This is a genomic window from Streptomyces mashuensis (genome assembly GCF_014654785.1).
Classification (GTDB): domain Bacteria; phylum Actinomycetota; class Actinomycetes; order Streptomycetales; family Streptomycetaceae; genus Streptomyces; species Streptomyces mashuensis.
In genome coordinates, this window is sequence record NZ_BNBD01000031.1 from 1 (window position 1) to 25,254 (window position 25,254).

The 25,254-nt window shown below is 72.3% G+C and carries 26 protein-coding genes and 1 pseudogene; 18 read left to right on the top strand and 9 right to left on the bottom strand.

What is annotated here, in order from left to right; all coding sequences use genetic code 11:
• From IE305_RS32405 to IE305_RS32435, 7 genes and pseudogenes are all read left to right on the top strand, one after another.
• A pseudogene (locus tag IE305_RS32405) lies at positions 1–686 on the top strand (hypothetical protein); the annotation flags it as partial.
• Entirely contained in the window at positions 683–2,131 is a 1,449-nt protein-coding gene (locus tag IE305_RS32410; protein ID WP_190133434.1) for a transfer protein, read from the top strand. The pseudogene IE305_RS32405 and the gene IE305_RS32410, both read left to right, overlap by 4 nt.
• Positions 2,132–2,216: 85 nt before the next feature.
• Entirely contained in the window at positions 2,217–2,702 is a 486-nt protein-coding gene (locus tag IE305_RS32415) for a hypothetical protein (protein ID WP_190133435.1), read from the top strand.
• 20 nt (positions 2,703–2,722) lie between these two features.
• Positions 2,723–3,184 (top strand): Pycsar system effector family protein, encoded by a 462-nt coding sequence (locus tag IE305_RS32420; RefSeq protein ID WP_190133436.1) that lies wholly within the window; start codon positions 2,723–2,725, stop codon positions 3,182–3,184.
• 13 nt (positions 3,185–3,197) lie between these two features.
• Positions 3,198–3,428, top strand: coding sequence for a hypothetical protein (locus IE305_RS32425; RefSeq protein ID WP_190133437.1), 231 nt, complete (start codon positions 3,198–3,200; stop codon positions 3,426–3,428).
• Entirely contained in the window at positions 3,425–3,781 is a 357-nt protein-coding gene (locus IE305_RS32430; RefSeq protein WP_190133438.1) for a DUF7739 domain-containing protein, read from the top strand. Before IE305_RS32425 ends, IE305_RS32430 begins: the two co-directional genes overlap by 4 nt.
• 1,160 nt (positions 3,782–4,941) lie before the next feature.
• On the top strand, positions 4,942–5,145 hold the full coding sequence (locus IE305_RS32435; protein WP_190133439.1) for a hypothetical protein: 204 nt from the start codon (positions 4,942–4,944) through the stop codon (positions 5,143–5,145).
• A 119-nt stretch (positions 5,146–5,264) separates the two neighbouring features.
• Here the strand turns inward: IE305_RS32435 and IE305_RS32440 are convergent, their stop codons facing one another.
• The 3 genes from IE305_RS32440 to IE305_RS32450 form a co-directional block, all read right to left on the bottom strand.
• Positions 5,265–6,014, bottom strand: a complete 750-nt coding sequence (locus IE305_RS32440; protein WP_190133440.1) for a hypothetical protein — start codon at positions 6,012–6,014, stop codon at positions 5,265–5,267.
• Between the two features lie 1,043 nt (positions 6,015–7,057).
• Positions 7,058–7,690, bottom strand: coding sequence for a hypothetical protein (locus IE305_RS32445; RefSeq protein ID WP_190133441.1), 633 nt, complete (start codon positions 7,688–7,690; stop codon positions 7,058–7,060).
• 618 nt (positions 7,691–8,308) lie between these two features.
• Positions 8,309–8,662 (bottom strand): hypothetical protein, encoded by a 354-nt coding sequence (locus IE305_RS32450; RefSeq protein ID WP_190133442.1) that lies wholly within the window; start codon positions 8,660–8,662, stop codon positions 8,309–8,311.
• 620 nt (positions 8,663–9,282) lie between these two features.
• Here IE305_RS32450 and IE305_RS32455 point away from each other — a divergent pair.
• The 4 genes from IE305_RS32455 to IE305_RS32470 all read left to right on the top strand — a co-directional run bounded on the left by IE305_RS32455 (position 9,283) and on the right by IE305_RS32470 (position 13,024).
• Complete coding sequence (locus IE305_RS32455) at positions 9,283–10,026, top strand: hypothetical protein (RefSeq protein ID WP_190133443.1); 744 nt, start codon at positions 9,283–9,285, stop codon at positions 10,024–10,026.
• A complete protein-coding gene (locus IE305_RS32460; RefSeq protein ID WP_229891839.1) occupies positions 10,023–10,994 on the top strand; it encodes a recombinase family protein in 972 nt (323 codons plus the stop codon). The genes IE305_RS32455 and IE305_RS32460 overlap by 4 nt, the downstream gene beginning before the upstream one ends.
• A 182-nt stretch (positions 10,995–11,176) precedes the next feature.
• The gene (locus tag IE305_RS32465) at positions 11,177–11,791 is read left to right on the top strand and encodes a hypothetical protein (RefSeq protein WP_190133444.1); all 615 of its coding nucleotides are present in this window, start codon (positions 11,177–11,179) and stop codon (positions 11,789–11,791) included.
• 273 nt (positions 11,792–12,064) lie between these two features.
• On the top strand, positions 12,065–13,024 hold the full coding sequence (locus IE305_RS32470; RefSeq protein WP_190133445.1) for a hypothetical protein: 960 nt from the start codon (positions 12,065–12,067) through the stop codon (positions 13,022–13,024).
• 112 nt (positions 13,025–13,136) lie between these two features.
• Here the strand turns inward: IE305_RS32470 and IE305_RS32475 are convergent, their stop codons facing one another.
• The 6 genes from IE305_RS32475 to IE305_RS32500 all read right to left on the bottom strand — a co-directional run bounded on the left by IE305_RS32475 (position 13,137) and on the right by IE305_RS32500 (position 19,083).
• Entirely contained in the window at positions 13,137–13,409 is a 273-nt protein-coding gene (locus IE305_RS32475; protein ID WP_190133446.1) for a hypothetical protein, read from the bottom strand.
• Complete coding sequence (locus IE305_RS32480; RefSeq protein ID WP_229891840.1) at positions 13,409–14,191, bottom strand: ParA family protein; 783 nt, start codon at positions 14,189–14,191, stop codon at positions 13,409–13,411. Before IE305_RS32480 ends, IE305_RS32475 begins: the two co-directional genes overlap by 1 nt.
• Before the next feature lie 766 nt (positions 14,192–14,957).
• Positions 14,958–16,505, bottom strand: a complete 1,548-nt coding sequence (locus IE305_RS32485; RefSeq protein ID WP_190133448.1) for an AICE element replication initiation protein — start codon at positions 16,503–16,505, stop codon at positions 14,958–14,960.
• 217 nt (positions 16,506–16,722) lie between these two features.
• Positions 16,723–17,613, bottom strand: coding sequence for a bifunctional DNA primase/polymerase (locus tag IE305_RS32490; protein WP_190133449.1), 891 nt, complete (start codon positions 17,611–17,613; stop codon positions 16,723–16,725).
• A 73-nt stretch (positions 17,614–17,686) separates the two neighbouring features.
• A complete protein-coding gene (locus IE305_RS32495; protein WP_190133450.1) occupies positions 17,687–18,244 on the bottom strand; it encodes a UTRA domain-containing protein in 558 nt (185 codons plus the stop codon).
• Positions 18,245–18,285: 41 nt separating this feature from the next.
• Positions 18,286–19,083, bottom strand: a complete 798-nt coding sequence (locus IE305_RS32500; RefSeq protein WP_229891842.1) for a GntR family transcriptional regulator — start codon at positions 19,081–19,083, stop codon at positions 18,286–18,288.
• 557 nt (positions 19,084–19,640) lie between these two features.
• Here IE305_RS32500 and IE305_RS32505 point away from each other — a divergent pair.
• The 7 genes from IE305_RS32505 to IE305_RS32535 all read left to right on the top strand — a co-directional run bounded on the left by IE305_RS32505 (position 19,641) and on the right by IE305_RS32535 (position 24,982).
• Positions 19,641–19,817, top strand: a complete 177-nt coding sequence (locus tag IE305_RS32505) for a DUF8839 family protein (protein WP_190133452.1) — start codon at positions 19,641–19,643, stop codon at positions 19,815–19,817.
• Positions 19,818–19,897: 80 nt separating this feature from the next.
• Positions 19,898–20,383 (top strand): hypothetical protein, encoded by a 486-nt coding sequence (locus IE305_RS32510; protein WP_190133453.1) that lies wholly within the window; start codon positions 19,898–19,900, stop codon positions 20,381–20,383.
• Positions 20,380–21,486 (top strand): DUF2637 domain-containing protein, encoded by a 1,107-nt coding sequence (locus IE305_RS32515; protein ID WP_229891844.1) that lies wholly within the window; start codon positions 20,380–20,382, stop codon positions 21,484–21,486. Before IE305_RS32510 ends, IE305_RS32515 begins: the two co-directional genes overlap by 4 nt.
• Positions 21,487–21,620: 134 nt before the next feature.
• Positions 21,621–22,091: a hypothetical protein gene (locus IE305_RS32520; RefSeq protein WP_190133454.1), complete on the top strand. Its 471-nt coding sequence runs from the start codon at positions 21,621–21,623 to the stop codon at positions 22,089–22,091.
• On the top strand, positions 22,088–22,345 hold the full coding sequence (locus IE305_RS32525; RefSeq protein ID WP_190133455.1) for a hypothetical protein: 258 nt from the start codon (positions 22,088–22,090) through the stop codon (positions 22,343–22,345). The genes IE305_RS32520 and IE305_RS32525 overlap by 4 nt, the downstream gene beginning before the upstream one ends.
• Positions 22,346–22,472: 127 nt before the next feature.
• Entirely contained in the window at positions 22,473–24,512 is a 2,040-nt protein-coding gene (locus tag IE305_RS33640; protein ID WP_190133456.1) for a hypothetical protein, read from the top strand.
• Positions 24,513–24,523: 11 nt separating this feature from the next.
• On the top strand, positions 24,524–24,982 hold the full coding sequence (locus IE305_RS32535; RefSeq protein WP_190133457.1) for a hypothetical protein: 459 nt from the start codon (positions 24,524–24,526) through the stop codon (positions 24,980–24,982).
• The last annotated feature ends 272 nt before the right edge of the window (positions 24,983–25,254 follow it).

The following is a 25,254-nucleotide window of genomic DNA, read 5'->3' on the forward strand; positions in this document are numbered from 1 at the left end:
CCGCGGCCGCCGCCGAGGGCAAGGCCCCCGAGCCGCACCACCAGGCCAAGACCGCCAGCGTGCTGTACGTGGCGCCGGGCGTCAGCCTGATCGGCGTCCTGATCGCCGAGCGGATGGTGGACGGCGTCCACTGGGGGGAGGCCGTGGCCGTCGCCGTGTGGTCGGCCGGCACCTTCTACCTCCGGCCCTCGCGCACGGCCCGGCACATGCTCGTGCCGCCGCTGCCGCCGCTGGAGAAGACCGGCGACCTGGTCGTGGCCGAGCAGCCCGCCTACGGCCACCCGGCCGCTCAGTGGTGGGCCGAGCGGGCGGCCGTCGAGGGCGGAGCTGCCCCCGGCACGGCCCTGGAGGACATCGAGCGCGTCGGGGAGAGCGCGATGCGGGCGGTCATCCGCTCCACCGTGCCCGGCGAGCCGGTGCCCGACATCTCCGTGCGCCGCCTGTCCGCCCTCATGGACGTCCCCGAGGACCTGATCAGCGTCGGGCCCGTGCCCGGCCGCGGGGCCTCGGTCCGCCTGCTCTGTGTCGGCACCGCCGACGAGGCGCTGGACGCCCGCACCCTGTGGGCCACCCGTATCGCGCCGCTGGCCATGCCCGGCGCCTCCATCACCGCCATCAACTTCGGGTCCATGTCCGTCCCGACCATCCCCAGCTCGATCAGCATGACGAAGGAGATCGACGCATGAGCATCGCCACCACCACCCCCGCCATCCCGGACGACCAGGTCGTGGAGCTGATGGTCCAGGTCCCGCCGGGCCAGGTCATCAAGTACGACCTCGCCGCCCTCGCGTCGGCGTTCGAGATCACCGACCCCGGCCGGATCGCCGTGGAGACCGACGGCTCCCGCACCGCGCTGGTCACGATCTACCCGTCCAACCCGCTCGCCGTCATGCCGCCGCCCACCGAGGCCGACATGACGATGGACGCCCACGGCCGGATCGTCGTCGGCCGGTACCACAACGGCCGCCCGGCCCGCCGCAAGCTGTTCGACCCCCGCACCGGGTCGGCGGTCCGCGCGCTGACCTTCGGCACGACCGGCGCGGGCAAGTCCCGCACCGTGCAGTACGTGCTGGCCTGCGAGAAGCGCAACGGCATCGTGTCCTGGTACGGCGACCTGAAGGGCGGCCAGTCCGCCCCGGAGGCCCGGGGCCAGGTCGACTGGCTCGCCACGAGCCAGGAGGAGGTCATCCTCATGCTCCGGGCGGCCGTCGCCGTCGCCCAGGCCCGGCAGGCCCGCTACGCCGCGCTCGGGCGCAACGCGTTCGTCATCGGCAATCCCGACCCGCTGCTGTCCGTGCGGATCGACGAGGCCAACCGCCTGCTGGAGAAGGGGGCGCCCTACCGCGAGGAGGCCACCTACCTCGTCAAGGAGCTGGGCAGGACGGGCCGCTCGGTCGGCGTCGGCGAGGAGCTGGACGCGCAGGCCGGCCACCTGGAGGAGCTGGGCGGCTCCGACACCCTCCGCGCCATGCTCAAGGAGGGCGAGGTCACGCTGCTGCGCTGGTCGTCCAGCATGATGCGCCAGCTCGTCGCGGACGGACTGCTGCCCGCCGGCACCCAGCTCATGCCGATCCCCAAGAGCCTCAAGCCGAAGGTGCTGCGCTCGCAGTTCGCCGCCGGGGCCGGGGACGACGATGACGACGTCTGCGACACCCAGGGGACCGCCTACCTGCTGTCCGGCCCGCACCCGGCGTCGATGATGCGGCACTTCCGCATCGGCTCCATCATGCCGATGCCGGGCCTGGACCCCGAGATCCTCGCCCTGTACGGCCCCGGCGACCCGGCCCGCCTGGAGGACACCTCCTTCGACGCGGCGGGCGAGGCGTACGCCGCCCGGGGCACCGACGACATGGCCGTGCTGTGCGCGGCCGTGCGCGAGGACCAGCAGAAGCAGGCCGCCAAGGCGGCGGCGGGCAACGGCGGGCGCGGGGCGAAGCTCCTCGAGGACCGCATCCGCATCGTCCTCGCCGACGCCGAGGACCCGCTGACCCCCGACGAGATCACCGTCCTGGTCAACGCCGACGGCGGCGCGCTCGTGAAGGTCGGCTCGGTCCGCAACCGCCTCGGGCTGCTCGCCGACGCCGGCGACGTCACCCGCGCCGGACGCGGCCTGTACGAGATCGCCCGCTGACCTGCCCACAGCACCACACCGGGGCCCTGGAGACGACACCTCCGGGCCCCGGCCCCCTTCCCCAGTGACGAAGAAGGAGCACCCAGTGGACCACGACCGCACCGCAGCCGAGCGCCCCCTGAGCGACGACGAGGCCAACGCCCGCGCCCGCCAGCTCATCGAGGAGGCGTACGCGCCGCCGACGTCCTACCGCGACCCCTCGCCGGTGCCCGCGTACGGGCCGACCCCGCCGGTCGCGCAGCCGGGACGGCCGCCGATGTCGCAGAAGGCGACGGACGCCAGCGCGCTGATGCTCAGCGGCAGCGTGGCCGCCCTGTCCGTCGGCGGCGCCACCTCGCTCGTGCTCTACACACTCGGGCACGTCGACCCGACCACGCTCGCCATCGGCGCGGCCGGGCCCGTCGCCCTGGTCCTCGCCGTCGGCTCGCTGATCCGCTCCGTCGGCCGCGCCAAGCAGGACATGCACACCGAGCACCACCACCACTACAACGGCTCGGTCCGCCAGGAGACGACGAACGTCTCCAGCACGACCAGCGGCCTGTTCGCCAAGAACCGCAACGACGTCCGTTGATCCTGGAGGGGGACCCGCTCGTGCCCAAGGAAGAACTCGACATCGACGCGCGCCTGGACGCCGCCGGCGCCGCCGTGCTCGCCGAGATCAGCCGCACCGACGCGAAGTCGGGCGTGCTGCTGACGGCGTTCTCGCTGCCGCTGGCCGCGCTGGTGGCCGCCGTGCCCGGCAAGCCGCTGCCGGGCCTGTCCGCCGTCCTGGTCGGCGTCGGCACCGTCGGCCTGGTCGTCGCCATGCTCGTGGTGCTCCTGGTCGTCCGGCCCCGCCTCGGAGGCCACGCCCGCGGCTCGTTCCTCTACTGGTCGCTGTGCACCGCCGAGGAGCTGCTCGCCGACCTCCAGGCGCCCGCCGACCGCGCCGCCCACGTCGTGCACCTCTCGCAGATCGCCCGCCGCAAGTACCGGGGTCTGCGCCTGGCGAGCGACATCACCGCCGTCGCGCTCGTGGCCCTGGCCGCCGCGCTCCTGACCGCCCTGATCTGACACGGAGACGACGATGCCGTTACCGACCGAGCCCACCCACTGGACCGTCACCCTCACCCCGGCCGAGCCGCCCGCTGCAGCTGCACCCTCGCTGCGCGCCCGGGCCCGCCGCTGGGCACTGACCGCCGTCGCCCTGTTCGCCGCGTACCTCATCGGCACCGCGCAGGCCGACGGCTCCACGGCCGCGCCGCCGGCACCCGCGTACACGGCCCCGACGACCGTGACCGTGGAGCCGCAGCGATGAGCCGGACGCACGCCATCCACGACGCCGAGGCGCACGTCGTGACGAGTCACGGCGCGGACTTCTTCGGCGAGGACCGGCACCCGCTGAAGTCGCTGACGAGCCTGGCCGGGTACGCCGAAGGCTGCCTGTCGCGCGACGAGCGCGGCCCGGTCGTGCTGCTGCTGACGAACCCCGGCGAGGGCGGCACCATGACGCCCGGCCAGGCCGCCGAAGTCGCCGCGCTGCTGCTCAAGCTCGCGCGCCACCGCTTCGTGCGGGCGAAGGAGTCGGCCGTCGCCCGCGCCCTGGCCGACGCCGCCACGCGGGCCGCCGACGCCGGCGAACCGTGGGAGTGGCGGATCGAGGCCGCGTAACCCGACATGCACCACCCGAGGCCCCCGGCCCGTCTCCTTGCGGAGGCAGGTCGGGGGCCTTTCTGCGTTCTGGGGGGAAGGCAATGACGAGGGCTTCGCCCACGCCTGTTACGGGCCTTCGGCCCGGCGGCGCCACCTGTCCGGGGACGCACCCGCGCGTCGGCGACCGCGCGCAGATCCGGGCAGCGAGTTGTGGGCCACTGACATCAGTAACCCGCGCGAGCGAGCGAGTTAGTGCAGAGTGGGCCCACTTTCGTGTCGGCCGGTGACGGCTCCGCGCTGAGCCCGGTGGCCGCCGAGGGCCTTCGCCGGCCCCCGGACCCCCGCTGCGGTCGGCACCGTCCGGCGCGGGTCGGCATCGTCGTGGTGCACCCCGGCTCGCGCCGCACGGCACCGCCCCTCGGGTCCCTCGCTCCGGCCCCGGCCGCGACCGCGCCGTACGTCTTCGCCCGCGCCCGTACGTCACCGAGATGACGTACCGCGGCGAGCGCCACCAGGAGCACGACGACGTCGAACCCGCCGCCCCATAAGACGTGCCGCGCGACGACCAGGAGCACGACGTCGAACCCGCCGCCCCATAAGACGTGCCGCGCGACGACCAGGAGCACGACGTCGAACGCCGCCGAACCGATCCAGCACACCTATGCATCACGACCCGACGGCCGCACCTTCGGCGCGGTCGAAGCTCTTGCATTCACAAAGTCACAAGGCGCACGGCCAGAACGGCCACAGCTCAGGCATTACGAGCCGCGCCGCCGACAGGCCGGAACGGTCACACCTCTTGCACTTCGGCACCGGCAGCCGCACGCCCCGGTCGGGCACACCATGTGCATTACCTTCGCCGGGCCGCCAGAGAGCTCCCCAGGGAAGTAGTCGGCGTGCTCACGAGGCGGCGCCGGACCCCTTGTCCACCAGGTCAGCGCGTACGACACAGGCCCGCGCCGAGCGAGAGCTACGGAACCCGGAACGGAACCCGGAAGAGGACCCGGAACGCGACTCGGAGCGGAACCCGGAAGGGGACCCGGAACGGAACCCCGCATCAAGGCCGGGGGACCAAGGTATCGTCACTCCGCTCCGATACCAGGGGCCCCTCAAACGCCGCTCCGCGACCGGTCGCAAGGGTGCACACGCGCGCGTGCCGGAGGCGGGAGACTCCTCCCATGAGCACCGCACGACGACGACTCGGCACCGGTCCGAGCACCACCAGGACCACGTCCCCGGCCGGGCCCGCGCCGCGGCTGCTGCCCGCCGAACGCGTCGAGCCGGGGCCACTCCTGGACGACGCCGAGCACCAGGCGGTGGTCGAGCACAAAGGCCGGCGGACCCTCGGGCCGGGCATCGCCAGGGACTCCCAGCGCCAGTAGTCGGCCGAGCAAGTTGGGGCGCAAGGGGAGCTTCCCCGTTCCGCCGAGTCAGACCGAGGGCGGCCTGACATCTCTTGCAGCTCCGTTCCGTCCGGACGAAACTCGCCCGGTCGCCTCAGTCAGCCGCGCTGCTTGCGGGCCTCGCGCTCGCGCCGGCGTCGCTCCGCTCTGCTCATCCCGGGCTGCTGTGCGGGTGCGGGCGCGACCCCGGCCGGGCCCGCCCGGAGGTGTTCGGCGGCAGTCGTGAAGACGTTTGCCAGGGCCTCGCGCTGCTGCGCGTCCCAGGTTCCGGCGCGGACCGCAGCGAGCAGATGACGCAGGTGCGCGTACCAGCCGTCGACCGTCCGGGGCGGGGCCGACTCCACGGTGCCGGGGAAGTCGTCGGTGACCAGCTCCCGCAGCAGGACGCGCAGCTCGTTCTCGCGGGGGTGCCCGCGCAGCTTGGAGGCGTCGACCTGGAGTAGGGCCAGCATGGTGTGCCAGTCCTCCATCGTCTCCGGGAAGCGGAGGTTCGCCTGTCCCGGTACGGGACGCGCGGGGACCGGTTGGAGCACCGTGGGGCCCTTGCGGACGACCGTGCGCACGCGGGTCTCGGTGCGCTCGATGACCTCGCGGACGGGCTCCGGGGGCGCGGTGTCGAGGCCGAGGGCCTTCTTCGCGTTCTCCCGCTCGTGCCACCTCTTGCGGTGGTCGTCGCAGCAGAACTTGGGCGGCCGGCCGACGCCGCCGTACCGCAGGACGACGCCGCACCACCCGCAGGTGCGCTGCACCAGGCGGTCGCGGACGCGCACCGTCTCGTACTTCGCGATGGGCTCGCCGTGCTCCTGGTCGTCGTTGTCGAGCGGCTCGGGCGTCGTGCTGGTGGTCATCCCGGAACCCTACGGCGCGTCCGGCGTGGGCCGAAGTTCCGTCCGTACAAAACTCGCGGGGCCAAAAGTGCCAGAGGTGTACGGCGCCCCGAGCTCTCGCGGCCGGGGGGCGGGTTCCGTCCCCACGAAACCCGCCTGGGGGAAAAGTGCTAGAGGTGCCCGATCGCCGGGCGGTGGTCACCGGTGGTGCCGGCACCCGCGCTCCGGGGCCACAGCAAGTTATCGGCTTGGATACTCCGCCGTGCCCGTCCGGGGGCGCAGCAAGTTGTCGCCGAGGACGGTCTTCGGGTTCCGGCCGAGGGCGGCCGGAGTTCTCCCCTGGGTGTAAAGCCGCCTGTAAAACGACGTGTGACCGGGGAGGCTCCGGACCCCCGTCCCGACCTGCACGGACGCTCTTCCATCTCCGTGACCACCCCCTCGCGTCGTCCCTAGGAGGGGGTGGTCACGGAGATTCCAGAGGTACAGGTCGGGACGGGGGTCCGGAGCTGAGTGGAGTTCGAGCAGGGGTGGTGCAGAGGAGGGTGGGGGAGTTCGAGCGGGGGTCGGTGCGGAGTTGCAAGAGGTGTCGGGCGGGGGTTCGAGCAGAGGGGACGGAGAGGGGCGCGGGAGAGCGGGCCGGTAGTGCATGAGCTGTGGCCGGGTTGATCTTGAAGCGGAGCGGTGTGGGGCGCGCACGAGGGGTTCGGGGGCTTGCCCTACAACTTGCTCTGCAAGTGGCCCTACAACTTGCCGTACAACTTGCTTCCGGGCTTGCCGTACAACTTGCCCCAGGGCGCTCTACGAGGCGCCGTACGAGACCTCCTGCGAGGCGCCCTACGAGGTGTCTCCCAGGGCGCCCCACGAGGCGCTTCGTCGTTCGGCCAGACCCGGCGGCCACCTGCGTGGTCAAGGGGTCCCGGCACGCCGACTACTTCCGTACGAGGGGGTCTCGCGGAAGCCGGACCCGTGCCGACGTCCGTTGCGGCTGACCGTCTCCGGGTTGAACCGGGTCTCACGAAGGTTGAACCCCCGGCACCCCCGTTCCCGGTGTCGCCGGAAGCGTGTCACGAGCCCGGACGGGGCGGTGTGCCGTCCTCCTCCTGGTACTGCGCGAGGGTCTTCTGCAGGCGCTGCGCGAGGTCCTGGAGGTGCGGGGTGAGGGCGCGCTCCATCGGCGTCTCCCGGGCGCGCTGCCGTGCGTCCTCTTCGTCCAGCAGCTCGTCGAGCGACTTCGGGTTCGGGTCGAGGCGGTCGAGGAGCCAGGCCGACGCTCGCCAGTCACCCGGCCGCCGGCGGACACGTCGTTCGCTGCGGTGCTCGCCGGTGACGGGGTCGGTCCACGTCCGGTACGTCTCGGAGACGACGGCGCCGCGGGCAGCCTCCTCGATGTGGCCGGTGGCTCGGACGGCCGCCGCCGCACGGGCGCGCGTCACTCTGGCGTAGAGCGCCGCGCGGATGTCGGGCGAGTTCACGTCGAGGTGCCCGCCCTGCTTCTCCTCCACCACGTCCTCGCCCTCGCTCATCCAGCGCAGGAAGGTGGAGCGCCCGACCCCGGCGGCGTCGGCGGCCTGCGTCATCGGGAGGCCCGCGGCGGTCGCGCGGGTGAGCAGGTCCATCACAGCGGGGGTCAGGAGCGAGGGGCGGCCACGGCGGCGCGGCTTGCGGCGGGCGGGCTGAGTCGTGTGCGTGTCTGTCATGAGCGCGGACCGTAGAGACCCGCACGGCTACCGTCGCGGGCTTCACGGGACTTCTGGGACCGGCCCATCGCGCGCGAAATACCAGGCGCACCCGCTTGCGTCTCGGGCTCGCCGCCGCCGTGGGGGGAAGAAGCCACCCCCCGCCGGGCGCCACTGGTCATGACGGTCGACCGGCGGCCGACAGGTCATGACGCTCCCGCGCGCCCACCGCCGGCGGCCCGGCGAGGCCATCACGAGGTCCATCACGTGCTGGTGGAGGAAACCTGTTCGGCTCTGGCCCCGTTCTCCCAGTTCAGCCGCCGGGCGGAGCCATCACGCGAACGCCGGATCTGCCGGAAGTAGAGGTGAAGGTGAAGGGCCGGATCGGAAGCCGCGGGCGCCCTCCGGGCGGGTGGAGCTGGTGGCCGGCGCCGGGCGGGTACCCGGTGTGATCATCTGTCCCCCGTGGGAGACGGCTGTCCCCACTCGTGCGCCTCGTACGCCACACGGGTGACCTCCGGAGGACCGCTCACCTGCGGAAACCCCTGTGTGCCCGCGTGAGGCCCTGTGGCGGCTCCGGACGTCCGATCACACGCGGACGCCGGAGAACGCCCGGCAGGCGGCGGCCTGTGAGGCCGGTTATCGATCACCGGGCCGGTATCGGCGGGCGGCCGTGTCCGCGCTGACGCCGAGCGCCTCGCCGATCTCCGCCCACGGCCTGCCAGCCGTCCGGTCGGCCGTCACGGCGATGGCCACCGCCTCCTGTGCCGCCTCAAGCAGCCCCAGGGCCGCCCTGGTGTACGGAGCGCCGGGACGCCCGGACTCCGGCCGGGCCCGGTCCCACCACGCGGGCTGGTCGTACTCGGGCTTCGCCGCCTCAGCATCGAGAGCCGCGGCCAGGCGCCGGGCCTCGCGGGCGACCGCGTACACCGCCGACCGCAGCCGGTGCCGCTCCTCCGCCGTCGCGTCCGCCCGCGCCTCCTTGGTCTCCACCCGGCGGACGTACCACTCGTGAGACCGGCGGACCCGCGCCCTGCACCGCTCCGAGCAGTACATCTGCGGGCGCCCGCCGCGCGTGCTCGCCTCGGGCAAGAGCTTGTAGCAGTTGGGCCCCCGGCATCGACGCCGTGCCATCGACATCAGCCTCCCGCCGGCCGCGTACCGCACCCTCGCGGACCACAGCGGCCGGTATCCCCCAGGTTTCCGGCCGTGCCGATCCGCAGCAAGCCGTGGCCACGGCCGGGAACCGGCTGCCTGCGGATCAACGGCGACGCCCCCTTGACCACCCGCCGGTCAAGGGGTTGGTCAAGGGGGCGCCGCCATGCAATCCCGGGGTCAGCTCGGCACGTCAGCCAGCCAGCACGTCAGCACGCTGGCACGCTGACACGCCCCCTCTCTCGTGATCCATTCCGGATGGGGGGCGGAAACGGTCGTCTTCGCCCCCTGTGGCCGATCCAATCCATCGAATCACCCAAACGGGCGAAAACCGGCCCTAGAGGGGTCTGCGATCCATTGGAATCCGTTCCGTACTTGCGCCCCCCCATTTCGCCCCCCTAGGGTGGTCATCGACCCGCCGGAGCCGCCCACGGCCCGGCCGAACCGAGGGGGAACCCATGTCCTTCCCGCGCTTCAAGCTCGTACCGGGCCACATCGACGTCGACGTCCCCGGCTGGGAGCTGACCGGCGACCGCCTGAGCGGCGAGCGCATCATGGAGTGCCACGAGCTGTTCCACCCGCACGACCACGCCGCCGACGTCGAGGCCGCCCTCCAGTGGGCCGACCGCGTCATCGGCTCCAAGCAGATCTGGACCCACGTCAGCGACCGGAACCGCCTGGAGCACTGGGAGGCCGGCACCCTCGCGGACAACACCGACGGCCCCGAGCCGACCCCGGCCGACATCCGCGCCCTCATCGCCGAGGCCGACGCCCTCCAGGAGCGCATCCGCAACGTCGAGCACCGGCTCGCGGGCAGCGAGGAGACCCGGCACAGCGTCTTCCGCCTGGACGACGCGGCCGGACGGCTCACCGCCGTGAGCGAGGCCCTGGAGGAGACCGCCGGCGAACTGGCCCGGGTCCGCGCCGTGCGCGACGGCTCGGTGTGCGCGGTGCCGTGGGGCGTCTGCCCCGAGCACGGCAACACCCTGATCAGCACCGGCGGCCGTACCCGTTGCTCGCAGCTCGCCTGCGGTCGGTCCTGGGACTACGACCGGCTCGGGGTCCCGTGCGGCGAACCGCTGACCCACAAGGTCACCGACGCGGCCGGGGAGTCCTTCCGCGCCTGCAAGGCACACGCGATGGACGCCACCGAGCGCCTGATCGGCGGCACCGTCACCCCGCTCGACAAGGCCGACCAGTGAAGGCCGACCGCGAGCCCGTCGACCGCCTGTACCTGCGGCACTCCACGGACAAGCAGACCAACGCCCGCCAGCGCCTGGCGCTCAAGTCCTTCATCGACGCCGGCGCCCCGATGTACGAGGACCCGGCGACGTCCAGCCGCATCCTGTCCATCGACCGCAAGGGCTTCCAGCAGCTCCTGGACGAGGCCGCCGTCGGCGACACCATCCGGATCGCCGACGCCGCCCGCCTCTTCCGGTCCGTGGCCGACGTCCTGGCCCTGCGGCCCGTGCTCACCCGGCGGGGCCTGCACCTGCGGGTGCAGAGCGGTCTGCTTTCCGGGATCGACCTGGCGGCCGAGGACTCCGGGACCACGATGGTGGTCAACGTGCTCGCCTCGGTCCTCCAGTTCCAGCGCGAGCTGATCTCGGAGAACACCGTGGAAGGCGTCGCCGCGGCGGCGGCGGCCGGGAAGACCCTCGGGCGGCCGTCCGCGCTCAGCGAGGAGGAGGCGGCCGACGTCGTCACCGCCTACCGCGAGGGCGCCGCCGTGAAGGCCCTCGCCCGGCAGTACGGCACGTCACCGAAGACGATCCGCCGCGTGCTGGACGACGCCGGAGTCCGCGAGGTGCCCGACGACCTGTCCTCCCTGCTCGACGGCGACGGACAGGGCGACGCCGCCGACGACCAGGACCAGGCGGCCGACCCCGATCCGGTCGTGGTGGTCGACGTGCCCGGCCTGGTCGCCGAGCACCTGGCCGACGTCGCCGACGACGCGGTGCGCGAGGCCCTGCAGAACGGCCAGACGATCCGCCGGGGGCAGGGCTACCTCGTACGGGCCACCGCGCCGGTCAGCGTCCACCTGGCGATGATCGAGCACTCTGCGACCGCGCTGATGCAGTCGCCCGCCGGCCGCAAGGCCCACCGCATCCACTCCGACCGGGTCACCGCCGCCGCCGAAGCTCCGCGGGCTGTCGGCGCGGACCGATAGAGTCCCGTACGGGGCAGGACGCGCCTGCCCGAGCCGCCGCCGCTGGCTCCCACGCAGCCAGCGGCGCCGTCCGGCCAAGGTCCTCCGGGCCGCGCGTGTGGCTTCTTCTTCACCGTCCTGCTGACGAGCACCGTCCTGCCCGGCGGCGAAGCGTGGGTGTGCCGCCAGGATCGGAGCATCCGGTGCCCAAGCACGACAGCAAGCGCAAGGCCGAGGTCAGGGCCCATATGGAACGCACCGGCCTGCCGTACGCGGCTGCCGCTGCCGCCGTGGAGAAGGCCAGCCGCCGCCCGCAGTGGCGCGACCCCGAGGACGGCGGCCACGACCAGGCCGTGCCGTACCCGGAGGTCAGGCGGCGCCTGGACGAAGCGGACGCGGTGATCGAGCGGGAGACCGAGCGGCAGCGCGAGGAAGGCGTCAGCGACCCCTGCCGGCGGGCGCAGGCGTTCGACGCCCGCGCGGCGGCGTGGCTGGAGCTGGCCCGGCACGCCCAGGGCAGCGAGTACCACGCCGCCTGCATGCTGGCCCACTTCCACGACCAGGAGACCGCCGCCCGGATCCGGTTCGAGCACAGCATCCCCTCGCTGTTCCCACAGACGATGGCGGCCCGCGTCGGGCTCCAGTGCTGCGAGTGGTGCGGCAGGCCCTGGCAGGCCGACCCGGAGGGCGCGTGCGAGCACTGCCCGCGGCTGATGTGGGGGCCGACCCCGCGCAGCGCCGAGGAGGCCCGGACCGGGCCGAAGCCGATCCCGGTCACCCGCGAGCAGATGCAGCCGCCGCGCGACTACGAGGACTGATCCCCGCGCCCGCCTGCTAGTGAGCCAGCATGCTGGCCCGCCTGCTTGCTGGCTCGCTGGCGTGCCGGAATCCGGCGGGCTGTCGGTCCCTGCCGCTACGGTGGGGACCGGCCGCCGCACGTCGGCCCGACTCCGAGCCGCTCCCGCCCACGCCGGGGGCGGCGACCGAGGACAAGGGGCTTCAAGTCTCGCGTGCCAGCCTGATCCTTTCCCGTGGTCCGTGACGCCCGGCGGGGGATGCGTGGGGTCCACCCCGCCCGAGAGCGAGTGACCATGACCGCCGACAAGCACGCCAAGCGCGCCGCCCGCCGGCTCGCCGAGCGCGAGGGCATCTCCTACACCGCCGCCCGTCGCCGCCTGGCCGACCAGGCCGGGGCCCAGTCGCGGCCCGTGGCCGCCGAGCCTCCGCAGCTGGTGCCGATCGTTCGCGTCCTGTGCCCGGACGGCTGCGACGGCTCCGCGCACCCGGGCGCGGTGTGCCGGTTCTGGACACCGGAGGACGCCAAGGGCGTCCCGTACGAGGTGCGGGAGTCCGCGGAGCTGCCGACCGGCAGGGCGTACCAGGTGGCCGTGCGGTACGAGTCCCAGTCCTCCGTCGCGTTCCCGGACCGGTGGCTCCTGGCCCTGGTATACGCGATGCTCGCCGACCAGGAGCCGGAGGTACGCCCGGACCGCGCGGCATTGCGGGCCGCCGTGGAAAGCGGCGACCAGGGCGAGGTCGATGCGGCCATGGAGCCACTGGATCGGGCGGCAGCCCGCCTGCTGACGAAGGAACCGGACCACTGGTGGGGTGTGGTGAAGCCCCGCCTGGACGCGTACGTGGACGCCGTCGAGGCCGACGACCACGACCGGTGGCCGGCGTGGCAGGAGATCGATTACCGGATCCGGATCGGGCGCTTGGTCGACCAGTGGCGGCGAGCGTGGACGAAGACCCGGAACTGGAACGGCTACTACGACGCGCCGGGTGTGCTGTGGCTCGCCCCGAAGGGCTGGCTCGATGCCCTCCTGGTCGACCGACACGGCGGACACCTGGGCCAGGTCCGGCTCGCCGACGGCCGCCCCGCCCTGGTGTACGCCGTCGAGTGGGGCGAGGCCGGGCCGCCGGTCGGCTACCGCGTCCGCGAGCTCGTGCCGGGCGAGCATGGCAACGTCGGACGCCTGGTGCCCAAGCTCGGGGGCGACGGCGAGCGCGTGGCCGCCGCCGACTGCCGCCCTCTCGATGAGCCGGCCTGAGCCCCACCGGCCCCCACGACAGAGCCCCGCACCGGCCGGTGCGGGGCTCTTTGCGCTGATCAGCGCGGTGTGCCTGCGTGCTGACGTGCCAGCATGCCCGCACGCCAGCGTGTCAGCCTGCGGACTTGCCAGCCTGCCGGGCCTCCAGCCATGCGCGGACCGCTTCGTCCAGGCCCTGGCGGACCTCGATGCCGGCCAGCATGCACTCCGCCCGGAACACCCGCTGGAGGTCCTCGGGGAGGTAGCTGGAGAACGACTTCCAGTCGCTCGCCTTCCGGGAGCGCCGGCCGACGAGGTCCGCGCCGACCTTGACCCCGCCGGTGTTCGGCGTCAGGGGCGGCTCGGTGACGTCGTCGGGGGTCTCGAAGTTGTGGCGGGGGGCCATCAGGCGGTGTTCCTCTTCTCGTAGGTGTCGGCCAGCAGCTCGAAGCTGGCGACTGCTTGGGTGAGCTGGGAGCCCTTGGCGTCTTCCAGCGGGACGAAGTCGTTGGCGGCGTTGGCGATGACCTCGCGGCGGGCGATGACCGGCTCCCAGACCAGGTCGCCGAACAGCCGGCGGACGCTGGCGAGCTGCTGGCGCTGCCGCGGCTTGCCCTGCTCGTAGTCGTTGACCACGACCCCGTCGATCCGAAGGTCATCCGCGTGCAGGGCGTGCGCCTTCTCGCCGATGAAGGTCCGCACGCGCTTCGCGCCGAGGATCGAGTCGATCTCGGCCCGGGTCACGATCAGCACCCCATCGGCGGCGGACATCGCCATCTGCGTCAGGTGGAACAGCGACGGCGGGCAGTCGATGAGGACGTCGTCCAGGTCCTCGTCGGCGCCCTGCAGAGCGCGGGCCAGCCGCAGGTGCGACCCGGGCAGGCCCGCTTCGGCGTACCGGTTCTCCAGCTCCAACCAGGCCGGGGCCAGGACCATGCGCTGCGCATACTCGGCTTTCCACTGCACCGGAGTCCAGACCTGGCGCATCGTGCCGACGCGGTCGGCCTGCACCGCCTCGCTCACCGTGATCTGCGGTTCGGCCTCGTTGTAGATCCAGCCCGCCCGGCGCGAGAGGTTGCCCTGCGGGTCGAAGTCGATCAGGCCGACCTTCCGGCCCCGCTTCGCCAGAGCGGCACCGAGCCGGAGCGTCAGGTCGCTCTTGCCGACCCCTCCCCGGTTATTGATCACAGCCGTACGCCTGGCCATCGCCTCGCCTCTCTCCATCCTCGGTCGCCGGCACCTGCCGTCAGCCCGCCAGCTTGCCAGCACTCCGAGCGTGCTCGCGCGCTGACCCGCCAACACGCCAGCACGCGGGCAGGCCAGCGTGCCAACACACCCGCAAGTCACCGGGCCGGTCAAAACGAAGAAGCCACCGCGCGCGGACGGCCGCCAAACCGCCGGCACCCCGGGCGGCTCCCCGCGCGGGGTGGCTTCTTCACCCCAAGACGACCCCGCGAAATCGAACAAGCGACGCCACAACTACAACAGACACCCCCCCTTTCTCTCTTAAGTAAAAAATGCTGCGTCCCCCTTCGTCCCCCCACCCCTCAAGATCGCGTGTGACCTGCGTGAATGAGGGGGGACGCAGAGAATCTTTGTGCGTCCCCCTTGCGTCCCCCTTCGTCCCCCCTGACGGCCGCTGCGTCCCCCCTGGGGATCGGCTGCGTCCCCCCTGGGGATCGGCTGCGTCCCCCCTGGCGGTGGCCGGAGAAAACGCAGGCCAGAGGCGCGAGGACGGCTGTTTGCCCAGGTGAGGTCCCTGCGTCCCCCCTCACGGCAGCGTCCCCCCCCGCGTCCCCCCGTTTCCGCAGGTCAGAAGCCAGGGGGGACGCTGTCCCAAGGGGGGACGCAGAATTTCGGGCTTAGGACACATGGGGGTCCGGTCAGGGGGACGCAGACATGCGACGGCCCCCGTCCGAGACTCGAACGGGGGCCGCAGAGATCGCGGGAGCCGTCAGCTTGCTGTGGCGGGGAACTCCGTCTGTTCCGTCGCCGACCGGGACTGTTCCGGGATGGAGGCGCCGCCCATGCGGCTGATCTCGATGTAGCGGGACCGGTTCGGGTCCTCGTGGCGGGACCGCCGCCCGGACTCGATCTTGACCCCACGGGCGGCCAGAGTCGGCTGGAGGCGCTTGAGCCGGTCGGACAGGACCTTGCCGGTGGTCGGCCAGCCCTTGGGCGGGGTCTGGAAGTCACCGAAGGCGAAGCGGTTCAGCACGGCCAGCCACTCGGTGGAGGACATCTTCATCTCGCCCCCGGCCTGCTCCATCGCCTCCGAAGCCGCGTACCGCAGCACGAGCTGCGCGAGGTTGTCACCCTCGATCACGTCGTCCGTGATGTCGTCGATGCTCGCCCGATACGCGAGCATCGCGCCGAGGCTGTATGCCTTGTCGAGCTGGAGGCAGAGCTGCCCGAAGTCGGCCATGCGGAGGTCAGCGGGCACTTCGGCCTCCTGCTTCCGCACGGCCACGGCGACGTCCAGGAGGCTGCCCAGGATGGACGGCAGCGCTTCCGCGTACTCCGACCACAGATCCCGCTCGCTCCGACGGTTCTTCGGCCGGTCCAGCTTGAGGAGCAACAGCCGCTCCCCGAGGTCGGACCGGATGACGCCGACGTCGATACCGGTGAGAAGGACAGGCCGTCGGACTGCAAGCCGGACGACGTCGCCGTCGGTGTGCAGCTGGCGCTTCAGGTCTTCGCTGCCGGTCACGACGCGGGCGTAGGCGTCGGACATCTCGGCACCAAGGTGAGAGAGGTTGTCCAGGGGCATCACCCAGCCTGCAGAAGCGACGACCGTCAACTGCTCCTCACCGCGGGGAGGAGTGCGGAGGTCGGAGCTCATCCCCTCGATCACCCTCGTGAGCATCCGGCCTGCTGTCGACTTGCCCGCGCCCATCGGTCCCGTGAGGAACGCGGCCGGCACCGGCACATCGGGGTCCAGGCAAGCCAGGAGCCAGGCCAGCGCGAGGGTGGAGGAACCGGCGTCCACGAAGTTGCAGAGGTTCCAGAGCTTGTCGATGCCCTTCATGTCCTGCCCGGCTTCCGGCATCGGCAGCTCCCCGGTGAGCTGGGTGCGCCGCCAGATCATCTCGTCATAGCCGGGCTTCCGCACCTCCCAGCCGTCCGTGGAGATCCGGACGGACAGACCGTCGTCACGGCCGAGGTCGAGCCAGGTGACTCCGGGCGTCTTCTTGCAGGCGCCGACGCGGATGTGGACCTCGCGCACGTCCTGGCTCAGGGTCAGGGCCTCGATGAAGTCCAGGGCCTCCTTCATGGAGGTGCCGCTGAAGATGCCCATGCCCTCGTTGTACATGTCGAGCATCAGCTCCTGGCGGTGGCTGCCGGTCGTGCCCTGGCTCCGCAGAGGCCGGGCAATGGGGCTGCCCATGCGCTGTGCGTACGCCGCGCCGCTGGAGGTGCGGAAGTAGTGGAAGTGATCTCTCGCGTACTCCGTGATGATCTCGCGTGCGGGGGTCTTGTCCTCGGGGGACTGCTGGTTCACCTGTGCTCCGTTCTCGGGAGCTGAGTCGTGATCCACCTCCTCCGCCTGGCCCCTGTGCTTTACAGTGGGACCTGCGTAGGAAGGCGAGCAGGCGGATCAAGGCTCAGCTCGAAGACTTCCAGTCGGCCCGGCGGTAAGGGTGTGCAACCACCTGAACCTTGCCGGGCCGCTCGCTTTTCTGATGTGGGCTGACCCTAGCTGTGCGTGTCTACGCAGCTCAGGCCATTTGTGTCGAGGGCACCGAGACGCCCGCTTCGGCGAACCCTCGATCGACGGCCCGAACCGCGTACGACTCAGGCACGCCGACCATGACGGCCGCCGCGACGATCTCGCCGCCGAGCGTCTCCAGGCCGCACGGTCCAGGGCACTCCTGGTGCAGCGAACCGAGAAACCGGGCGACGCCGAATGCCTGGCTCGCTGCCCCCTGCTCACGGTGGGATGTGACCATGCCGATGCCCTTGTCGAGGCCGGTCCGCACGTACCGTTCCGTGTGGCGGCACCCGGAGGCGACCTCTCGTGACCACTCGGTCCGGGAGACGGGCGAAGAGGCCACTGCGCCCGCCGGCACCACGTAGCGAGGAAGGCTGGTTACCGTCTCGGGCAACCGGATCATCCGGCCCTCGCCCGGTCCCAACCAGCGCGCGTACGCCATGAGCGACTTGATGTCGACACCGGGACGCACGCCGTTCGCGGACTGCATGGTGCCGAGGTAGATCCAGTGCTCGCCCCGCGTCGTTGCCACGGTTCGGGTGACGGGCAGGGTCTCGCGAGCCCAGGCGACTGCGTCGGCGTTGTCGAGGTCGACCACGGTCACCCCGGCCCCGCCCGGGTGGTACGCGACGGCCCCAGCCCTGCGCCATGCCGTCGCCCAGGCCGTCGACGTCACGACGTCCACGGATGCCGACGCGGCGGCCCAGCCGTGGCACGGCCGGGGGCACGCGCAGGCGCCGGCGGACTTCATGTTCGGCCGACCACCGCACCGGTTCTCCGCGCAGTCGCGGCAGTTCCCGAACGGGCCTTTGCCCTCCCGGAGCGGCAGCACGGGCACGCCGCGCGCCACCAGCTCCAGGGCCTGGCGGAGGTACTCACCTGCCGGAGTGTCGTTCATGGGTCCGCCTCCTCTGCCCGCCCGACGATCAGGTGCTGCCGGGCGGGGACTCCGTGTCTTCTGGGCTGCTGGATCAGTTCAGCGGGACGCCGTACCGCAGCGTCCAGCCGGGACCGAGGGTGTGCCTGGAGACCTCAACGACTCGGCCGTCCTCAGTACGACCGACGTGGGTGATGGTCAGCAGCAGGGAGCCGGGCTCCACCCCGAGGGCGTCAGCCTGCTCGGTGGTCGCGGGCTCCTGCGTCACGTCCTCTACGACCTCCGCCTGGGCCAGGCCCGCGTCGGCCATGCGCGAGATGATCCCGCCCACTCCGGTGTCGAGCTGGGCCACGTCGGGCGCGGCCTCCGCGACGAACGCGGGGATGTAGGTGTCGCAGAGCTGGACCAGGCGGTCGCCGTCGAACATGCGGCGACGCCGGATGACGACCTCCGACTCGGTGTCTCCGAGGAAGGCGCGGATCTCGTCAGGAGCCGAGCCGCGGACAACGTCGATCTCCGCGCGAGGGCTGCCGCCGGCGCGCTTGGTCTCAGCCTCGAATGCCCCGTGGGCGCCGCCTTCCGCCCGCTGCCGGTATCGGCTTCGGGCGTCCCGGGTGATCGTCCCGTCAGCGCCGATGGTGTTGCTGGGCATGTCGCTCCTTCGTTGTGTGGGTGGTGGATCGGGGGCGGACGTCAGTTGGCGTCCAGCTCCCACGTGTACGAGAACCGCCAGATGTTCGCGGGCATGACGTGCACCGCGACCTCTACGACGCGGTCCTCCGCAGTCGAGGCGAGGTGGACCAGCTCGTACACCTGCCGGTCCTCGGGGATGCCCAGGGCCTCCGCCTCCTCCGAGGTCGGGAACCGGACCTCGATGGACTCACGGACGCGGCGCTGAGCGAAGCCAAGGTCCGCCAGGCGGTTCTTGCTGCCGCCCGGACCGGTGTCCTGCTGCTCGATGGGCGTCCCGCCGGCGACGTCGATGGGGAACCACGAAGTCGCGAGCTGGACGACGAACCCCTCATCGGCGTCGGCGGTGTCCCGCCCGGCCTTCATCGCCCGCTTCCGGTAGATCGCCTTCGCCGAGTGGTGCAGCTCGAAGGCGTCGGCGACGTCGCGGGGCGGCCGGGCCCGGCCGATCTCCGTGGGGGTCCGCTTGTAGACCAGGCCGAGCCGGTTCAGCTCCGCCTCGAACGCGCCGCGGGCCCCGCCTTCGGAGCGGGCCGCAGGCTGGTAGCGACCAGTTCCGTCACGCGTGATCTTGCCGATGAACGGGGAGACGAACGAGCCCTTGCCCTGCCGCGTGACGATCAAGCCGTCTCGCTCCAGCGCCCGGAAGACGTCCCGGGCGGTCTGGAACGCGATTCCCTCAGCGGCCTGGAGCTCGGACACGCTGGGCAGCTTGGCGCCCGGCGGGTACTTCCCGCTCTCGATCTTCGCCCGGAGATCAGCGGCAATCCGCTCGATCTTGCCCGGCTCCTTCTTGGCCACGGCCCTCCGCTCCTTTCGATTCGTCGGTGTTTCTCGTTGGCGGCCAAGCATGACATAGCTAGTTGAGTATCGGAAGTCGGGTCCGCCGTCCGGTGTGTTCTAACGCTATTTCCGCAGGTCAGCAATTCAAACGATCGGCACTCAGCTAGTTGTGTTGACACCCGCTGGAAGAGGTGGGTTAATCGATCCGCACGCCACTCAACTAGTTGGGCTGGCGGGTTGCGTCCTGGCCTCGTGCCGGGGCGAAGGGTCCCGGGACAGAGCGGGGCGAGGAGTGCCGGTAGCGCCGATCGCCGCAGCCCTAGGTGGCAGCGGGAGGAGCGTTCCTTGTCAGACCGGACGGTGGGTCACCGACCTACAACCGCCTGAACGGGCTTGCCCGGGACGGCGGAACTGGTGACGGCGCCCTGTTTGGAAGAGGTTGACCGGTTCGAGTCCGGTCCGGGGCACTGCGGCGGAAGCGCCGCGCCGTGGCTTCTTCGTTTGGCCGGCCCCGCGTGCGAGGCGGGGACCGGCCGGGACCACGGCCCCAGATCGCATCGGAGGTGCGACCCGAGATGAACCGTACTCAGATCTACGACGCCTTCCCGGCCGGGGGCCCGCGCGGGTCGTGGCCGGCGGAGGAGCGCGCGCACGAGCTGACGGAGCAGGGCCAGCCCGCCACCGTCGTGATGGACATGGGCACCGACCGGTTCCTGGTCGTGCCCGAGGTCAGCGGGGAGGCGGCCGGATGAACGCCGTGACCTGCTGTGACTGGTGCGGACAGCGGGACGACGACCCGATCAAGCCGACCGACAACGACTGAGGAGAGATCGTGTTCCGGATCGTCCGTACCCGGACCTTGGCCACCCTCCACGAGGAGTGCGCCCGGGTCGAGAGCATCGAGACCGAGGCCCTGTCGCTGCGCTCCGACCTGGAGACCCAGGAGCAGGGCTACCTCGCCGTCATCAGGCAGACGTCCCAGGAGCGGGACGCCGCGCGGGCCGAGGCCGAGGCCGCCCGCCAGCAGGTCGAGGCCGCGCTCGCCCAGGTCCTCCTGGACGCCGAGGACCGCGTCGCCCTGCGGGCCCTGCTGCGCACCGCCCGGAAGCAGGCCAAGGTGCTGGACCGGGTCTTCGTCCTGTTCCGGTACGGGGCCCTGCACAGCGTCCACGCGAGCATGGACGCCGCCGAGGCCGCGGCCGAGGCCGAGGGTGCCCCGCGCTCCGGCTGGACGTCGCAGCCGCCCGGCGCGGCCTCGCCTCCGGCCGACCAGGTCGCCTGGCGCGTCCAGCCGCTCAAGCTGGGAGGGGCCGAGTGAAGCTGGCCAAGCTGACCCCGACCCAGCTCAGGAGCATCGACCGGACCCTGTCCGGGGGGACCTGGACCATCACCGCCGGCGCCGTCCTCTTCTCCGTCCTCACGGTGACCCCGCTCGTGCAGCGGGTGACCTCCGACCGGTGGGACTGGACGGCGCCGATCCTGCCCATCGTGGTCGACGCGGCGGTGGTCATCGTGATCCGCCTGGACGCCACGGTCTCGCGGCTGGGGGAGTCCGGCGGCCGGTGGCCCGACATCCTGCGCTGGCTCACTGGGATGTTCACGGTCGCCCTGAACATCGGCGACTCCGCACTCAAGCGCGACCTCGTCGGGGTGGCCGTTCACGCGGTCGCCCCGACCCTGCTGATCGCGACGGCCGAGGCGTCCCTCGCCTACCGCCGTGCGATCAACCGGGCGCTGGAACGGATCGAGCGTGAACAGCGCGAAGCCGACGAGGCCCGGCGTGTTCATGAACGCCAGGAACGCGAGGCCCGTGAACAGGCGGCGCGTGAACGCGAGGAGCGCGAGCGTGCGGAGCGCGAGGCCGAGCGGGAGCGGGCCGAGCGCATCGAGCGGGAGCGCATCGAGCAGGAGCGGGAAACCGAGCGGCTGCGCCTGGAGCACGAGCGGGAACTGGCCCGTGAGCAGCGGGAAGCCGAGGAAGCCCGCCGCCGTGATGAGGCCGACCGGGAGGAGCGCCGCGAGGCCCGGGAGCGGGCCGACCGGGAGCGCCGTGAACGGGAGGCGCGGGAGAAGGCGGACGCCGAACGGGCCGCTCGTGAACAGCAGGAGCGCCAGGCCCGTGAACGGGCTGAGGCCATCGCCCGTGAACGCCGTGAACGCCGGGCCGTGAACACCAACGGGGGCGCGGTGAACACCACCGTGAACACCCGCCGGGCGGCGCCGGTGAACACCCCGGCGAAGACGGTCGTGAACGACGACCGGCTCGCCGAGGAGGACGCCCGCGCGCTGATCGTGAACACCCCGGGCGCGTCCGTCCGGGATCTCGCGGACAAGACCGGCTGGTCGATCGGCTGGGTCTCCAAGGTCCGCCGCGAGGCGAACGGCGAGGGCGGCGACGCCGAAGAAGCCACCGCCGCATGAGCACCCCGGCACCACCGATGAAGGCCAGCCCGAGGCTGACGGGCTGGCCTTCGTCGCGACTGCCGGAAGCAGTCACCCGACCAGGACAAGCGAACTGCCCTGGTCAGACCACACGGTAGAGGAGAACGGATCGCATGAGCAGGACAACGTCCGGACCGGAGTGGTCCGGGGACATGCTGACGCAGCCCGAGATGGTGGAGGCGTTCGCCACCCAGCTCCGGGGCGTCCTCAAGAGCCAGGGCCAGTTCGTCGCGGAGGTCCGCGAGGAGGCCGAGGCGATGTGGAAGGCCAACAAGCCCGAGGGCTACTCGTCGTTCGAGGCGTGGTGGCGCCACCGGTGGGTGGTCTCGCCGTTCCGCGAGATCCAGGAGCACCTGGAGGCGGCGGCCAAGCTCACCTTCGACCTGGAGGCCCGCTACCGCAGGGGTCGCCACGAGATCCCGGCCGCCCGCCAGGCCGCCGCCCTGGAGAAGAAGAAGGCCAAGGAGACCCCGCAGGTCACCGCCGGGACCGGCACGGTGCCGCCCAAGCCCGTCGAGCCGCCCACGGCGGGCGCCGGGGGCCGGGACTTCCTGGACCTGGTCAGCCGGGAGCGGTCGGCATGAGCGGAAGCGGAATGAGCCCGGAGGCCCTGAAGCGGCTACGTAACCTCGCGGCGTTCTGGAACCCGCGCATGCAGGCCGCGACCGACGACGCCGACCTCGCCCGGATCTGCTTCGACCGGGCCAAGGCCGCCGCCAAGCGGGCGCAGAAGAACGGCCAGCCCGACGCGATGCACCGGCTCGCCGAGGAGCTGGCGCGGTGGGCGGCGGACCTGGAGCGCGCGGACGCCACCCGCCAGGGCCGTCACGCCGCGTGATGCACAACTTCACTTCATCACCGGCCCCCTGGCACTGCCGGGGGGCCCAAGGCGCGCCGCGCGTACGCGCGACGCGCGAGGGTCGCCGATTACGTGACCGTCTGTCAACCCCCAGGAAGGAGCGCAGGTGACCACCGACGACCGGGACGGCACCCTGCTGCCGTTCCCCACCGTCTCGCTCCCGCCGAGCTTCGACGCCTCCAGTGCGGTACTCCCGCCCGATGCCGACGACAGCGCCGACAGCTACGACGACCCGATCCCGGTCGGCTCCTGGCCGATGCTGCCGGACGTCTCAGACATGGCCCCGCCCCGGCACATGGGCCTGGCCGGGGTGCCGGAAGCGGAGGACGACGACGAGGCCGACGAGGGCGCGTTCGTCCCGCCGGCGCCCGCCGACCCGGACAACCCCCGGGGCCGGGACGCCGCCGTGATGGGCATGGCCGTCCTCGCGGCCGTCGGCGTCGCGTGCGCCCAGGGCATGTGGCAGATCACCCAGGGCGTGCGCGCGCGGGCCGAGCACCGCAGGGCCATCGCGGACAAGGCCCGCACGGCGGCGGACGCCGCCGCCGAGAAGGCCGCCGCGAAGCGGGTCCCGCCCAGCCCGGAGTACGGCCGCGGGCAGAAGGGCGGCGGCGCCGGCCGCAGCGGCTCCGGCTCCGGGGGCGGTGGCAGCGGGTCCGGCTCGAAGGCTCCGGCCGCGTTCCGCTCCAACGGGGCCAAGAAGGGCCCTGACGGCGGCTCAGGCAGCCGGAGCGGCGGCGGCGGCTCCAAGGGGCCCGGCGATCAGCACAAGGGCGGCCAGGGCCCGCACAAGGGCGCGGGCGGCTCCGGGAGCGGGAGCAAGGGTCCGGGCGGGTCCGGCTCCGGTGGCGGAGCCAAGGGACCGAAGGGCTCCAATTCCGGTAATTCCGGAGGCTCTAAGGGCTCGAAGGATTCCAAGGGGAATGACAGCAAGTCCTCCAAGGACGGGAAATCCTCGAAGTCCTCCGATACGAAATCGGCGAAGGACACCAAGGCCGGTAAGGACAGCGGCGGCACGAGCAACAAGCCGAAGAAGCTGCCCGAACCGGTCGGCCCGTGGAAGGACAAGCCGGAGAACAAGAGCAAGCCGCCCAAGGGCAAGGACACGGCGGGGAAGGACTCCCCGGGCAAGAAGACCGAGCCGAAGTCGGAGACCAAGAAGGCGGACCCGAAGGCCGAGAAGGTCGACCTGACGAAGAAGCCGAAAGCCGACTTGGGCAAGGAGAAGGGCAAGGCGGAAAAGCCGCCGCTGTACGACAAGACCCGCAAGGCCCCGTCCACGCACAAGCCGGACGGGGACGGGAAATGGAAGAAGCCGCCGGAAACCCCGGTCAACAAGACCGAGAAGAAGGACGGCGGTGAGAAGAAGGCGGAGGCGAAGCCGGACGGTTCGACGTCGGCGTCGGGCAAGTCCGGCGAGGACCCGGGCGCGAAGGCCGGCACCGCCCCGCCCCCGGGCGGCGGCTGGGAGTTCGGGGGCCCGCCGCCCCCGCCGCCGGGCGGGATGCCGGGCATGGACGGGATGCGACCGCCGCCCGCGTACACCGAGCCCGAGTTCAAGGTCTGGCTGGAGCGGGACGACCCGCCCGAGCCGGAGCCCGCCCCGGCCGGGGCCATCACCCGGGGCACCCCCGCCCTTCCCGCGGGGACCGCCGAGGAGGCGTCGGCCGCCGCCAGCTCGACACCGCCGGGGCCCGCCGCCCCGGCCGTACCGCCGCAGACGAGAGGAGCCCGGTTCGTGAGCGCACCGGTGAAGGCTGACACGCAGTACCGCGACGCGGAGCTGACGGTCTACGACGTCATCGACGCCGACGCCGACATGGCCGAGGAGATCACTGCCGGGGTGGACGAGGCCCTGGCCGCCGCCGACGGCTGCGAGCGCCTGGTGACCAAGCTCGAAGCCCTGCACGCCAAGGTCGTGGAGCTCAAGGTCCCCGGCGTCCTGGAGGGCATGGTCCTCCGCCTGATCGAGAAGACCGGCGAGGTCAAGGCCAGGGCCGACGCCATCGCCGCCGCACTGCCCCGGGCCTCCGAGGCCATCGCGACGGCCGGGGACAACACCGAGGCCAAGCACCGTCACCCGGCCGACGTCACCAAGGACATGGGCCACACCCGCCCGGCCGAGCGCGACTACAACATGGAGTAGGAGGCACCCTCATGGGCGCACTGGAGAAGGCCGGCGCCGCCGCCGGGAACGTCGCGGCGGCGGCCGGGAAGGCGGCCGTCGTCACTGGCGCCGTGCTCGCCGAGGGCGTGCGCTACGGCGTCGTCATCATCCAGCTCACCGCCGCCGGGGCCCGGCTGCGGGGGCTGAGCGAGCAGGTCCGCGCGACGTACGACTACGTCGAGGGCTGCTCGAAGTCCGTCGACCGCCTGGCCGAGCAGATGGCCTCGCTGAAGGTCGACAGCGACTCGGTGGCCGAGCACCACGAGGCCGCCGGCGTCATGCGCTCCGTCCTGGAGGAGGCCGAGGCGATGGCCGCCGCCACCGAGGACCTGAGCGTGCTGTTCGAGCAGACCGCCGCCGAGCACCAGGCCGACTACGGGCCGGTGGCCGAGGCGTTCCACGCCATGCCCGTCGACCCGGCCGAGTCGGAGTTCTACAGCAACCGCTGACCCCGGCCAACGTGCCAGCACGCCAGTACGCCAACGTGCGGGCATGCTGGCACGCCAGCACACCGGCAGATCACGCCCCTGGATGAAGCGGCGGCCCACCTCGTGGCCGCCGCTTCGTCGTCCCCCAGCACCCCGGACAGGCCGGGGAGAGACGGAGTTCGACCATGCTGTCCCCCGAGCGCCTGGAGCGGCTGCGCGGCCAGATCGACGCGGGCCGCCGCCGCCTGGACACCGCCCGCAGCCGTGCCGGGCGCATCGCGACGGCCGCGGGC